This window comes from Streptomyces hygroscopicus subsp. hygroscopicus (assembly GCF_030269125.1).
GTDB lineage: Bacteria > Actinomycetota > Actinomycetes > Streptomycetales > Streptomycetaceae > Streptomyces > Streptomyces hygroscopicus_C.
On sequence record NZ_BSSM01000023.1, the window covers coordinates 51,871 to 64,866 of the forward strand.

Here is a 12,996-nt window from a genome sequence, read left to right on the forward strand (position 1 = left end):
TCACAACCCCCTGTGCGGTGACCGACCCGCGTTCCCGGGGGAGTCGCCCTCACCCCACCCCCGCCTCCGCCTCGACCGCTTCCGCCACGGCTCCCCCCACCGTCGCCTCCGCCGCCGCGTACAAGTCGGCGGGCCGGACGCCGTTCAGCGTGGTGACCAGGTGGCCGTCGGGGCGCACCAGCAGGACGCTGTGGGCCGGGGCGCCCGGGTAGGACTCGGCGACCAGCAGCTCGGCCGGGTGGGGCAGGGCCGTCACCGCGGCGGCCAGGCGGGGCATCACGCCCGCGGAGACCCAGTGCTTGCGGTCCCAGACGCCCGTGCCGGGGGCGACCAGGACGACGAGGAGGGCGCCGCGGCCGAGGCGGTCGCGGAGGCGGACGAGGGAGCCGTCCTCCGCCGTGACGCGGACGTCGGTCACCGGGGCGCCGGGGGAGGTGTCGACGGGGATCTCGCCCTGGAGGTGCCGGGGCGTGAGGGGGGAGGCGGAGTACGCGCCCGGCGCGCCGAGCGCCCCGCGACCCAGGTGGCCGTCGGTGAGCAGGGCGTCGTGGCCGCGGGCCGCGCCGGGGACGATGTACCGCAGCCCACCTCCGCTGCGCAGCCCCGGCAGTGCCTGGTCGGTGGCCCGCAGCCGGGCGGCGACCACCGCGCGCCGCTCGGCCTGGTAGCTGTCCAGCAGCGTCTCGTGCGGCCCGTGGTGCCAGGCGGCGGCCAGTTTCCAGGAGAGGTTGTCGGCGTCCCGCAGCCCCTCGTCCAGCCCTTGTGTGCCCAGCGCGCCGAGCAGGTGTGCCGCGTCGCCGGCGAGGAAGACGCGGCCGTTGCGCCACCGCCGGGCCAGCCGGTGGTGCACCGTGTGGACGCCGGTGTCGAGCAGGTCGTACGCGGGCGTCGAGCCGTCGGTCCAGCCCGCGAGGGTCTCGCGGACGCGGGCCACCAGCAGTTCGGGCGTGATCAGGTCCTTGCCCGGCGGCAGCAGCCAGTCCAGGCGCCAGGCACCGTCCGGCAGGGGGCGGGCGGTCACCTCCCCGGCGAAGGGACCGGACGACCGCCACGGTGGCATCCGGTGCAGCAACGCCTGCCCCTCCCACGGGAGTTCCGTGCGCAGCGCGGCGACCGCGTGCCGCTCCACCGCCGTACGGCCGGGGAAACGAATGTCCTGAAGCTTGCGCACGGTCGAGCGGGTGCCGTCGCAGCCCACCAGGTAACTGCCGCGCCACCAGGTGCCCTTGGGACCCCGGGTGTGCGCGGTGACACCCGAGGGCTCCTGCTCGATCGCGTCCAGGCGGCTGCCCGCGGCGATCTCCACCAGGGGCCGATCGGCGACGGCCGCCCGCAGCAGGCCCGTGATCACGTGCTGGGCGATGTGCAGCGGAGCGGGCTCGTCCGGGCCGAAGGCGATCTCGCTCACCACCTGCCGGCGCCGCATCGACCGCCAGCCGGTCCAGCGCACGCCGTGGTGGTCGAGCGCCGCCCCGGTCAGCCGCTCCAGCAGCGCGGCGGTGTCCTCGCGCAACACGACGGTGCGCGCCGGGCGGGGCTCCTCCTTGCCGGGGCCCTCGTCCAGGACGACGGTCGGCACCTCCTGGCGGGCCAGTGCCAGGGCGAGCGTGAGCCCGACGGGCCCCGCTCCGACGATGATCACCGGGTCCACGGCGCGGCGCCCCCTGTCCGCGGCGATGCCTCGACGGCAGTGGGTGAACAGCAAGGTGAGGCCGGGTGCACGATCACAGAACGTATGCAACCCATTGGCAGAGTATGCGTCAAGTGACCCTCGGGGGCAGTGGCGATCATGCCACTGCCCCCGGCCGAATCATGCGACTTGAGTGATGGTCACTTCTTGGGGCCGGTGATGTCACCGATGCCGGAGAGGGAACCGGCCGGGTCCGCCCCGGTCGCCGCCGAACCGGCGACCTCCGCCACGTCCTGCGTGCCCAGTACCGCTCCGGTGGACTTCTTGCCCCGCCTCAGCCGGCCCTCCAGCCAGTGCGCGAAGGAGGTGAGCGAGAAGTTGATGGCCACGTAGATCACGGCCACGACGGTGAGGGAGGCGATGAAGTTGCCGTAGTAGCCGCTCATCGTGTTGGCCGAGGCCAGCAGCTCGGGGAAGGTGAGGACCGCGCCGCCGAGGGCGGTGTCCTTCACGATGACCACCAGCTGGCTGACGATGGCCGGCAGCATCACGGTGACCGACTGCGGGAGCAGCACGAGCCGCATCATCTGACCCTTGCGCAGGCCGATCGCCAGGGCCGCCTCGGACTGGCCCCTCGGCAGCGAGAGGATGCCCGCGCGGACGATCTCCGCGAGGACCGACGCGTTGTAGAGCACCAGGCCGGTGACGACCGCGTAGAACGGCCGGTCGTCCGAACTGACGCCGGTGTACTGGGCGAAGAGCGCCAGCCCGAAGATCATCAGGACCAGTACGGGGATCGCGCGGAAGAACTCGACCAGGACGGAGGCGACCACGCGCACCCAGGCGTGGTCCGAGAGCCGGGCGATGCCGAGCACGGCACCGAGCGGCAGCGCGATGACCATCGCCAGCGCCGCCGCCTCCAGGGTCTTCTGCAGGCCGGGCCAGATGTACGTCGTGTACGCCTCGGAACCGGTGAAGAAGGGCTTCCACAGGGCCCAGTCCAGCTGGCCCTTGTCGTTCATGGCGGTGTAAACCCACCAGACGAGGGCCGCGAGGACGACCAGGAAGGCCGCCGTGTACAGAATGTTGCGCCGCTTGGCGCGGGGCCCCGGAGTGTCGAACAGGACCGAAGTCATCGCTTCACCGCCACCTTCTTGCCCACCCAGCCGAGGATCAGGCCGGTCGGCAGGGTCAGGCAGACGAAGCCGAAGGCGATGACCGCCGAGATCGCCATCAGCTGCGCCTCGTTCTCGATCATCTTCTTCATCAGCAGGGCTGCCTCCGCCACGTTGATCGCGGCGGCCACCGTCGTGTTCTTCGTCAACGCGATCAGCACGTTGGTCAGCGGTCCGACGGTCGCGCGGAAGGCCTGCGGGAGCACGACCAGACCGAGCACCTGGGAGAAGCTGAGGCCGATGGCCCGTGCCGCCTCCGCCTGACCGACCGGCACCGTGTTGATGCCGGCCCGGATCGCCTCGCACACGAAAGCCGAGGTGTAGACGATCAGGCCGAGCACGGCCAGCCGGAAGTTGATCGCGTCGAAGCCCTTGGCGCCCAGGCTGATACCCAGCGTCTGGTTCAGACCGAGCGAGGAGAACAGGATGATCACCGTGAGCGGGATGTTCCGCACGATGTTCACGTAGGCGGTGCCGAAACCGCGCATCAGCGGTACCGGACCCACCCGCATGGCGGCCAGCAGGGTGCCCCAGACCAGGGAGCCCACGGCCGACAGCAGGGTGAGCTGCACCGTCGTCCAGAAGGCGCCCAGTACGTCGTAATGTCCAAGAAAGTCGAACACGATCTCCCGCGCTTCCGCGTGTAGGGATGCCCACGGTGCGCCGCCGTCGTGAACGGCGGCGCACCGGCAGGGCGTTGCCTCAGCTCTTGATGTCGCCGATCTTCGGCGCGGGCTCGTTCTTGTAGTCGGCCGGACCGAAGTTCTTCTTCACGGCCGCGGCCCAGGAGCCGTCGGACACCATGGACTCGAGCGCCTTGTTGATCTTCGCCTTGAGGTCGCTGCCCTTCTTGACGCCGATCCCGTAGTTCTCGTTGGTCATCTTGAAGCCGCCGAGCTTGAACTTGCCCTTGAACTGGGCCTGGGCGGCGTAACCGGCGAGGATGGAGTCGTCCGTGGTGAGGGCGTCGATGGCGCCGCTCTGCAGACCCGACAGGCAGGCCGAGTACGTCGGGTACGTCTGGAGGTCGGCCTTCGGGGCCAGCTTGGCCTTGACGTTCTGCGCCGAGGTCGAACCGGCCACGGAACACAGCTTCTTGTTGTTCAGGTCCGCAGGCGCCTTGATGGCCGTCTCGTCGGCACGCAGCAGCACGTCCTGGTGGGCCAGCAGGTACGGGCCGGCGAAGTCGACCTTCTGCTCGCGCTCCGGGGTGATCGAGTACGTGGCGGCGATGAAGTCGACGTCACCGCGCTGCAGCATGGTCTCGCGGTCGGCGCTCTTCGACTCCTTCCACTCGATCTGGTCGGAGCCGTAGCCGAGCTTCTTGGCGACATAGGTGGCCACGTCGACATCGAAACCCGAGTAGCCCTGGGGCGTCTTCTGACCGAGGCCGGGCTGGTCGAACTTGATGCCGATGGTGATCTTCTTGCCGCCGGAGGAACCGTTGTCGTCCTTCTTGTCGCCGCCGCACGCGGTGGCAGCGAGGCCGAGGGCGAGGACGGCGGCCGAGGCGGCGGTGACCTTGCGGAGCTTCATGCTGAACATCCTTCGAAGTGGTGAGGGACGAGGCCCGTGGGAGAAGACGATCCGGGCGCCCGGGACGGCCGCCCGCACCCTCAGTGGTGCAGGATCTTGGACAGGAAGTCCTTGGCCCGGTCGCTGCGCGGATTGCTGAAGAACTGGTCGGGCGCGGCCTGCTCGACGATCCGGCCGTCCGCCATGAAGACCACCCGGTTGGCGGCCGACCGGGCGAAGCCCATCTCGTGGGTGACGACGATCATCGTCATTCCCTCGCGCGCAAGCTGCCGCATGACGTCCAGGACCTCGTTGATCATCTCGGGGTCGAGGGCCGAGGTCGGCTCGTCGAAGAGCATGACCTTCGGGTTCATCGCCAGCGCCCGTGCGATGGCGACACGCTGCTGCTGGCCGCCGGACAGCTGCGCGGGGTACTTGTCGGCCTGGGTGCCCACGCCGACCCGGTCGAGCAGGGCCCGCGCCTTCTCCTCGGCCTGCTTCCTGTCCGCCTTGCGGACCTTGATCTGGCCCAGCATCACGTTCTCGAGCACGGTCTTGTGCGCGAAGAGGTTGAAGGACTGGAAGACCATCCCGACGTCGGCCCGCAGCCGTGCCAGCTCCCGGCCCTCGTGCGGCAGGGCCTTGCCGTCGATCGTGATGGTGCCCGAGTCGATCGTCTCCAGGCGGTTGATGGTGCGGCACAGGGTCGACTTGCCGGACCCGGAGGGCCCGATCACGACCACGACCTCGCCGCGGTCGATCGTCAGGTCGATGTCCTGGAGCACGTGCAACGCGCCGAAGTGCTTGTTGACGCTCTTCAGGACGACCAGTTCGTCGGAAGCGGCCCTGTCCTCCTTGGCCACCGATACTTCGGTCATCGCTTCACGGCTCCGTCCTCCTCGGTTTCGGAGGACAGTAATGAGGGCTTGTGACCTGCGTCATCACATCTGAGGGAGATCTGAGGATCACGATCCGGTAGCCGTCGTACACATGTCGTAGCGGCATCCGCCAGGATGCGTATCGGCCGCATAACGGAAGCGGCGGGCAACCGGAACCCTCTTGACGGCGTCCTGCTCCATCGGCGTCACTGCCATGGTGCACCCGTGCGCGCACATGATCTGCAAGGAGGACGAACGACGTCCGTACGACCGCTGAATCGGAGGGGGCCGGAATGAGACTGCTGCTCGTCGAGGACGACAACCACGTCGCCGCGGCGCTGTCCGCCGTGCTCACCCGGCACGGATTCGACGTGACCCACGCGCGCAGCGGCGAGGAGGCCCTGCGGGCGCTCGTCCCCGAGAGCGACGGTTTCGGCGTGGTCCTGCTCGACCTGGGCCTGCCCGACCAGGACGGTTACGAGGTCTGCGGCAAGATACGCAAGCGCACCAGCACTCCGGTGATCATGGTCACCGCCCGCTCCGACGTCCGCTCCCGCATCCACGGGCTCAACCTGGGCGCCGACGACTACGTGGTCAAGCCGTACGACACCGGGGAACTGCTCGCCCGCATCCACGCCGTCAGCCGGCGCACCGCCCACGAGGAGAGCGCCCAGGGCGGCGAGGACCTGCTGCGCCTCGGCCCGGTGCGCATCGAACTGCCGACCCGCCAGGTCAGCGTGGAGGGCTCGGTCGTCCAGCTCACCCGCAAGGAGTTCGATCTGCTGGCCCTGCTCGCCCAGCGCCCCGGAGTGGTCTTCCGGCGGGAGCAGATCATCAGCGAGGTCTGGCAGACCAGCTGGGAGGGCACCGGGCGCACCCTGGAGGTGCACGTCGCCTCCCTGCGGGCCAAGCTGCGCCTGCCCGCGCTCATCGAGACCGTCCGCGGCGTCGGCTACCGGCTCGTCGCCCCGGCCGCCTAGCGGGGCCGGGTGCGCACACGGCTGCTGCCGCTGCTCATCGTCCTGATGGCGGCCGTCCTCCTCGCCCTCGGCGTGCCGCTCGCCGTCAGCATGGCCGCCGCCGAGCAGCAGCGGGTCGTGGTCGACCGGATCGACGACACGGCACGCTTCGCCGCGCTCGCCCAGTTCGTCACCGAGGTCCCCGGCGGCTCCCGGCGCACCAGCACCGACGAGCGCTGGCAGGCCCTGCGCAGCGAGCTGGACAACTACTACGGCGTCTACGGCATCCGCGCGGGCGTCTTCTACCGCAACGGCTCCGCCATGGCCAACGCGCCCGGCGACTGGTTCGTACCGCGTACGGGGGAGCTGCGGGAGGCGTTCGACGAGGCGCTGCTCAGCCGCCGCAGCCACGACCCGCGGCAGGCGTGGCCGTGGCAGCACAGCCGACTGGTGGTCGCCTCGCCGGTGATCCGGGACGGCGACGTCGTCGCGGTCGTCGTCACCGACTCGCCCACCGGACCGCTGCGGTGGCGGATCCTGCACGACTGGCTGTTCATCGGGGCCGGTGAGGTCGCGGCCATGCTGCTCGCCGTCGGCGCGGCCCTGCGGCTGACCGGCTGGGTGCTCCGGCCGGTACGGGTCCTGGACGCCACCACCCACGACATCGCCACCGGGCGCCTGAAGTCCCGGGTGGCGGCCGCCGGCGGGCCGCCGGAACTCAGACGTCTGGCCCGGTCGTTCAACGAGATGGCGGACCATGTCGAGGAGGTGCTGGAGCAGCAGCGCGCCTTCGTCGCGGACGCCTCGCACCAGTTGCGCAACCCGCTCTCGGCGCTGCTGCTGCGCATCGAACTGCTCGCGCTCGAACTCCCCGAGGACAACGAGGAGATCGCCTCGGTGCGCACGGAGGGCAAGCGCCTCGCGCAGGTCCTGGACGACCTGCTCGACCTGGCGCTCGCCGAGCACGCCGAGGCCGATCTCAGCCTGACCGACATCGGCGCGCTGGCCGAGGAACGGCTGGCCGCCTGGACGCCGGCCGCCGACGTCAAGGGGGTACGGCTGACCGGCGACTGCCCGGCCACCACCGGCTGGGCCGACCCGATCACCCTCTCCAGCGCGCTGGACGCGGTGATCGACAACGCGGTGAAGTTCACCCCCGAGGGAGGCGCCGTCGAGGTCGCCGTCTCCTTCGAGGGCGAGACGTCGAGGGTCGTCGTCACCGACACCGGACCCGGCCTCACCGACGACGAGCTCGCGCGCGTGGGCGACCGCTTCTGGCGCAGCGGCCGCCACCAGAACGTCAAGGGCTCCGGGCTCGGCCTGTCCATCACCCGCGCGCTCCTGGAGGCGGGCGGCGGCTCGATCGCCTACGGCCACCACGAACCGCGGGGGCTGCGGGTGACGGTCTCGGTGCCGAGGTTCAGGGCTTGACCGAGCGGTAGTAGCGCCGGGCGCCCTCCTGGAGCGGGAGGGGGTCGGTGTAGATCGCGGTGCGCAGGTCGACCAGCTGGGCGGAGTGGACGTGCGCGCCGATGCCGTCCCGGCTCTTGATCACCGTGCGGGTCACCCACTCGGTGAGCCGCGGGTCCACGTCGGCGCGGGTCATCAGGAGGTTGGACACCGCGATCGTCGGCACCTCCTCGCCCTGCTGGACGCCCGGGTACGCCGACTCGGGCAGGTTGGTGGCCCGGTAGTAGCGCGTCTGATCGCCCTGTGCGTGCAGCTTGCCGACCAGGCCGGCGTCGATCGGGATGAACCGGAAGGCGCCCTTCCTGGCCAGTGCGGCCAGGCCCTTGGTGGGCAGGCCGCCCGACCAGAAGAACGCGTCGATCCCGCCCCGTTCCAGCCGGTCGGGACCGGTGTCTATGCCGTCGGCGGCCGGGGTGATGTCCCGGCGCGGATCGATGCCCGCGGCCCGCAGCACCCGGTCGGCGATCAGCCTCACCCCCGAGTCGGGCAGGCCGGTCGCGACCCGCTTGTGCCGCAGGTCCTCGATGCCGCGGATGCCCGAGTCCCCGCGCACGACGAGGTGCACGTAGTCGTCGTAGAGCCGGGCCACCCCGCGCAGTCGCCCGGCGCCGCTGCCGTGTTCCAGCTCGTACGTCTGCACGGCGTCCGCCGCCGCGATGGTGAAGTCGGCCTTGCCGGTCGCCACCCGCTGGACGTTCTCCTGCGAGCCCGCGCTGTTGAGGAGCTTCACCTTCAGGCCGGGCATGTCCTTGGCCAGCTCGGTGCGCAGCCGCTCGCCGTACTCCTGGTAGACGCCCTTGGGCGTGCCGGTGCTGAAGACGATCGTCCCGCTCGGCGGCTTCTCGCCCAGCGGCAGCAGCCACCACAGCAGCAGACCGAGGACGAGGACGCCGGCGGCCGCGGCCGGCAGCGCCCGGCGCCCGGCGACGCGGGGGAACAGCTTGGACATGCGGCGATCCTGCCAGGCGACGTACGGCGCTGACCAGGGCCGGGGCTGTGAGGTGGGACGCGGGCGGAGCCGGGGCGGGGCGGTCCGGTGGTCCGGAGGCGGTGCGAGATCGGCCCGCGGGTGTTGTCGGTGGGGGCGGTTACAGTCGTCGCATGAGCACTTCGCCCGTCGATCTCGTCCGTGAGTTCCACCGCGCCTTCGGCCTGGACGCCCGCAGCACGCCCACCGAGGTGCCGCCCGAACTGGCCGCCCACCGCTGGGACATGCTCGCCGAGGAGGCGGCGGAGGTCGGCGAGGTCTCGGTCGAGGGCCCACTGGACAAGCTGGCGCACGAACTGGCGGACGTGGTGTACGTGGCGTACGGCACCGCCCTGGTCCACGGCATCGACCTGGACGAGGTGATCGCCGAGATCCACCGCGCCAACATGAGCAAGCTCGGCCCCGACGGACAGGTCAGCCGCCGCGCCGACGGCAAGGTCCTCAAGGGCGAGCACTACCGGGCTCCGGACGTGTCGTCGGTCCTGCGCCGCCAGGGCTGGGTCCCGGCGGCGCGGGACACGGCCGCGGAGGCGGGCGCCCGGTAGGTCCCCGGAGGCTTCCTCCGGGAGCTCTGGAGGATGATGCCGGTCGTGGTGGCGTGGGCGACCAGCTTGCCCTGCTCGTCCAGGACCTTCCCCTCCGCGGTCGCCGTGCGGCGGCCGGCGTGGACGACCGTGCCCTCCGCGGTCAGGGTCCGTCCGTCCGTGCGCGCCGCGCGGATGCAGTCGACCTTGAGTTCGAGGGTCGTGAGCCCACGCCGGCGGCGAAGGCGGCATGGCCTCACCCGGTTGGAAGCGCTCCGTATGCCGACTTCAGTGGCGGCGGTTTGTCTGGCGACACGCACACCATCGATCACAGGCTCGACGAGGAGTGGCCATGTCACCCCGTTCACGTAGGAAGCCGGTCGCCGGGGCGGCGGCCGCGTGTCTTCTGACAGCGGTCTCCGGCCTGCTGGCGGGTTGCGGCGCCGCAGCGGCGGGGGGCCCTGCGGGGGGCGGTACGCAGACGGATGCGGCCCCGACCGCCACCGGCGGTCAGGCGCGGCAGCCCGTGCGGACCACGAAGGCCGACTGGAAGCCGCTCGCCGACGCCCTCGGTCGCACCGGCACCCTGATGAAGGGCACCGTCTACCGCGTCTCGCTGCCCCGCAAGGACCTCAAGGTCACCACCCGGGGCGTCGCCGTCAAGCCGGGCCTCGCGCTCGGTGGCTACGCGACCTTCGCCAAGTACCGCGACGGGACCATGCTCATGGGTGACCTGGTCGTCACCGAGGACGAGCTGCCCGGGGTCACCGACGCGCTGCAGGCCGCCGGGATCGAGCAGACCGCGCTGCACAAGCACCTGCTGCAGCAGTCCCCGGCGATCTGGTGGACGCACATCCACGCCATGGGCGACCCGGTCACCCTGGCCAAGGGCCTGAAGTCCGCGCTGGCCGCCACCGCCACCCCGCCCGCCTCGCCGGCTGCGGCCACCCAGCCGCCCGTCGATCTGGACACCGCCGGCATCGACAGGGCGATCGGCCGCAAGGGCACCGCCGACGGCGGCATCTACAAGTTCTCCCTCGCCCGCAAGGACACCGTCACCGACGGCACGCACGTGCTGCCGCCCGCGCTCGGCATCACCACCGCCGTCAACTTCCAGCCCCTGGGGGGCGACAAGGCGGCCATCAACGGCGACTTCGTGATGACCGCACCGGAGGTGCAGAAGGTCATCCGCGCGCTGCGCAAGGGAGGCATCGACATCGTCGAGCTGCACAACCACACGCTGAACGACCAGCCGCGCCTGTTCTACATGCACTTCTGGGCCACGGGTGACGGCGTCACCCTGGCCAGGGCACTGCGTCCTGCCCTCAGCGCGACCGCGCTGGCTCCCATGTCGTGATCGGCTGGGCCAGATCGTCTATGGCGCGGTGCCGTCGGCTGTCTTCGCCGCCGTCCTGATCACCTTTTCCCGGGGCCGCAGCCGCGCGGTCATCGCGACCGGTGCGCTGGCCGCGGCCGTCGGGCCCCTGGCCGCGCTCGCGGCCCTGCTCGTCGACATCTACCTGTATTGCACGCCATCAGCGCCGACGCCTTCCCGCCGGGCGCGGCGGTATCCGTCACGTCGGCTGATCACTTCATCAGGACACCGCTGGTACGCACCAGGACCGTCGCCGGACCGGCCGCGATGTCAGCGGGCGGCAGCGTGGTGGGCGAGGGCGGCGTGCGGGTCGCTGCCGTGGTCGGTGTGGTCGGTGTGGACGGTGGCGGCGGTCAGCCGAGGGACGGCGTGGATCAGGGCGTGCTCGGCCGCGACCGCCACCTGGTGGGCGGTGACGACGGTCAGATGCGGGTCGACGACGATGTCGGCCTCGGCGCGCAGGGCGTGCCCGATCCAGCGCATGCGGACCTGGCCGACGCCCAGGACCCCGTCGACGTCGCGCAGGGCCGCCTCGGCCGCGTCGACCAGTTTCGGGTCGACGGAGTCCATCAGGCGCCGGTAGACCTCGCGGGCGGCGTCCTTGAGGACCATCAGGATCGCGGCGGTGATCAGCAGCCCGACCACCGGGTCGGCCCAGCGCCACCCCAGAGCGGCGCCGCTGGCGCCGAGGAGGACCGCGAGGGAGGTGAAGCCGTCGGTGCGGGCGTGCAGGCCGTCGGCGACCAGCGCGGCCGAGCCGATCTTGCGGCCGGTGGTGATCCGGTAGCGGGCGACCCACTCGTTGCCGATGAAACCGACCACCGCGGCGATCGCCACCACCCACAGGTGGGTGATCTCGCGCGGATCGAGCAGGCGGTCGACGGCCTCGTAGGCGGCCAGGGCGGAGGAGGCGGCGATCGTGAGCACGATGGCGATGCCGGCCAGGTCCTCGGCGCGGCCGTAGCCGTAGGTGTAGCGGCGGTTCGCGGCCCGCCGGCCCAGGACGAACGCGATGCCGAGGGGGAGGGCGGTCAGCGCGTCGGCGGCGTTGTGGATGGTGTCGCCCAGCAGGGCCACCGAGCCGGATACGGCCACGATCACGGCCTGGATGACCGTGGTCAGTCCGAGGATGCCCAGGGACAGCCACAGCGTGCGCATACCTTCCCGGGAGGTCTCCATCGCGGAGTCGACCTTGTCCATCGCCTCATGACTGTGCGGAGTGACCAGGTGCGCGAGCTGGTGGCGCAGCCTGGCCCACCGGCCGCCGCCGTGATCGTGCTCATGCCCGTGGTCACCGTGCTGGTGCCCGTGGTCGTGTCCGCCGCCCTCGTGGTCACCGTGGTCGTGGTGGTCGTCGGCGTGCGGATGAGGGTGGTCGCTGCCGCCGTGGCCGCGGTCGTGCGGCTCATGGGTGTGGGACTGCTCGCTCACGGTCGCGTGCCTTTCGGACGATGGGCCGGGTCGCGTTGGACTCCGGGACTGCTCTCCCCTCATTATGTGCGTATGAACGCACGCATGCATCTATCAGGTGCGCACCCCTCGCAACAGCCAGACGAAGGCGAACGCCTCGCGGTGGCCGTGGAGGTGCTCGGCCTGCTCGCCGACCGCACCCGTCTGGCCCTGTTGCGGCGCCTGGGCGAGGGAGAGGCCGACGTCACGACCCTGACCGGGGCGACCGATGCGACACGGACCTCGGTCAGCCAGCATCTGGCCCGGCTGCGCCTCGCCGGGCTCGTCACCACGCGCAAGGAGGGGCGGCGGGTCGTCTACGGCCTGCGCCACGGGCATCTGCGCCGTCTGGTCGACGAGGCGCTGAGCGTCGCCGATCACCAGATCGGGCACCTGCCGCCCCATGATTGACGCGGCTCGTGAGGGCGGCACGCACCCGGGACGCGTGCGCGCGCATGCCGTGCGGCGCCCCGGCCCGGTGCCACCGTCGTGCGGGCGAGACCGTTCGGTCTGACGGCGGGTGCACGACCCGTCCCGATATGACACAGCGTGCCCGAAGGAATACTTTGCGTAGGTGACTGGGTGGCGAGGCCGTGCGGCGGTGCGCAGGTTTCTTCCGGTGCGCGTCGGGCTGCTGCTCGGCCTCGTCGTACTTATCACCGCGCATCTGGCGGGCACGGTGCACAGCTCCGCCTTCACGGGTCCGCACGTGGGCGGCCTCGCTGACCGCTTTGAGATCAGTGCGCACGACAGCCAGGACGGCCCCGGACCACCCCCCGGGCATGAGCACGAGATGGACGGTCACACCGATCACGCGGTGGACCGACCCCGGGCCGCTGCCGACGACGCGGTCGGCAAGCCCGAGCACGACGCATCCGCACTGGTCCCAGCCGCTGCTCCCTGTCCTGCCGGGCCCGCCATCCGATGCCCGAACGGCATCGCCCGCGCCCCGGACGGCCCGTCCACCCTCACGCTGCACTGCGTCCGGCGTCAGTAGGCGCACCCGCACGTCCCCCCGGCCGGCGACCGGCCC

At 71.4% G+C, this 12,996-nt stretch carries 14 protein-coding genes; 6 read left to right on the plus strand and 8 right to left on the minus strand.

From position 1 onward, the window contains the following. Positions 1-49 precede the first annotated feature (49 nt). The 5 genes from QSK45_RS34795 to QSK45_RS34815 all read right to left on the minus strand — a co-directional run bounded on the left by QSK45_RS34795 (position 50) and on the right by QSK45_RS34815 (position 5,198). Positions 50-1,651, minus strand: a complete 1,602-nt coding sequence (locus QSK45_RS34795; protein ID WP_285562915.1) for an FAD-dependent monooxygenase — start codon at positions 1,649-1,651, stop codon at positions 50-52. Positions 1,652-1,830: 179 nt separating this feature from the next. Beyond that, the gene (locus QSK45_RS34800; RefSeq protein ID WP_285562916.1) at positions 1,831-2,766 is read right to left on the minus strand and encodes an amino acid ABC transporter permease; all 936 of its coding nucleotides are present in this window, start codon (positions 2,764-2,766) and stop codon (positions 1,831-1,833) included. Beyond that, positions 2,763-3,428, minus strand: a complete 666-nt coding sequence (locus QSK45_RS34805) for an amino acid ABC transporter permease (protein ID WP_285562917.1) — start codon at positions 3,426-3,428, stop codon at positions 2,763-2,765. Before QSK45_RS34805 ends, QSK45_RS34800 begins: the two co-directional genes overlap by 4 nt. 79 nt (positions 3,429-3,507) lie before the next feature. Then, positions 3,508-4,341, minus strand: a complete 834-nt coding sequence (locus tag QSK45_RS34810) for a glutamate ABC transporter substrate-binding protein (RefSeq protein WP_285562918.1) — start codon at positions 4,339-4,341, stop codon at positions 3,508-3,510. An 80-nt stretch (positions 4,342-4,421) separates the two neighbouring features. Further along, positions 4,422-5,198, minus strand: a complete 777-nt coding sequence (locus tag QSK45_RS34815; RefSeq protein ID WP_285562919.1) for an amino acid ABC transporter ATP-binding protein — start codon at positions 5,196-5,198, stop codon at positions 4,422-4,424. A 293-nt stretch (positions 5,199-5,491) separates the two neighbouring features. Between QSK45_RS34815 and QSK45_RS34820 the strand changes: the two genes are divergently transcribed. Next, entirely contained in the window at positions 5,492-6,178 is a 687-nt protein-coding gene (locus QSK45_RS34820) for a response regulator transcription factor (RefSeq protein WP_285562920.1), read from the plus strand. 9 nt (positions 6,179-6,187) lie between these two features. Next, entirely contained in the window at positions 6,188-7,588 is a 1,401-nt protein-coding gene (locus QSK45_RS34825; RefSeq protein ID WP_285562921.1) for a sensor histidine kinase, read from the plus strand. On the opposite strand, the gene QSK45_RS34830 is transcribed toward QSK45_RS34825, so the two are convergent. Then, the gene (locus tag QSK45_RS34830) at positions 7,578-8,576 is read right to left on the minus strand and encodes a TAXI family TRAP transporter solute-binding subunit (protein WP_285562922.1); all 999 of its coding nucleotides are present in this window, start codon (positions 8,574-8,576) and stop codon (positions 7,578-7,580) included. The two genes, QSK45_RS34825 and QSK45_RS34830, sit on opposite strands and share 11 nt — an antisense overlap. A gap of 152 nt (positions 8,577-8,728) precedes the next feature. Here QSK45_RS34830 and QSK45_RS34835 point away from each other — a divergent pair, with 152 nt between their 5' ends. Then, positions 8,729-9,160 (plus strand): pyrophosphohydrolase domain-containing protein, encoded by a 432-nt coding sequence (locus tag QSK45_RS34835; protein WP_285562923.1) that lies wholly within the window; start codon positions 8,729-8,731, stop codon positions 9,158-9,160. Here QSK45_RS34835 and QSK45_RS34840 read toward each other — a convergent pair. Continuing rightward, complete coding sequence (locus tag QSK45_RS34840) at positions 9,070-9,507, minus strand: PaaI family thioesterase (protein WP_490993662.1); 438 nt, start codon at positions 9,505-9,507, stop codon at positions 9,070-9,072. The genes QSK45_RS34835 and QSK45_RS34840 overlap by 91 nt on opposite strands. Before the next feature lie 158 nt (positions 9,508-9,665). Between QSK45_RS34840 and QSK45_RS34845 the strand changes: the two genes are divergently transcribed. Continuing rightward, the gene (locus tag QSK45_RS34845) at positions 9,666-10,496 is read left to right on the plus strand and encodes a DUF1259 domain-containing protein (RefSeq protein ID WP_285562925.1); all 831 of its coding nucleotides are present in this window, start codon (positions 9,666-9,668) and stop codon (positions 10,494-10,496) included. A 288-nt stretch (positions 10,497-10,784) separates the two neighbouring features. Here the strand turns inward: QSK45_RS34845 and QSK45_RS34850 are convergent, their stop codons facing one another. Continuing rightward, on the minus strand, positions 10,785-11,945 hold the full coding sequence (locus QSK45_RS34850; protein WP_285562926.1) for a cation diffusion facilitator family transporter: 1,161 nt from the start codon (positions 11,943-11,945) through the stop codon (positions 10,785-10,787). Positions 11,946-12,017: 72 nt separating this feature from the next. On the opposite strand from QSK45_RS34850, the gene QSK45_RS34855 reads away from it, so the two are divergent. Continuing rightward, a complete protein-coding gene (locus tag QSK45_RS34855) occupies positions 12,018-12,374 on the plus strand; it encodes an ArsR/SmtB family transcription factor (protein ID WP_285562927.1) in 357 nt (118 codons plus the stop codon). A 163-nt stretch (positions 12,375-12,537) separates the two neighbouring features. Continuing rightward, positions 12,538-12,960, plus strand: a complete 423-nt coding sequence (locus QSK45_RS34860) for a hypothetical protein (RefSeq protein WP_285562928.1) — start codon at positions 12,538-12,540, stop codon at positions 12,958-12,960. Positions 12,961-12,996: the final 36 nt, after the last annotated feature.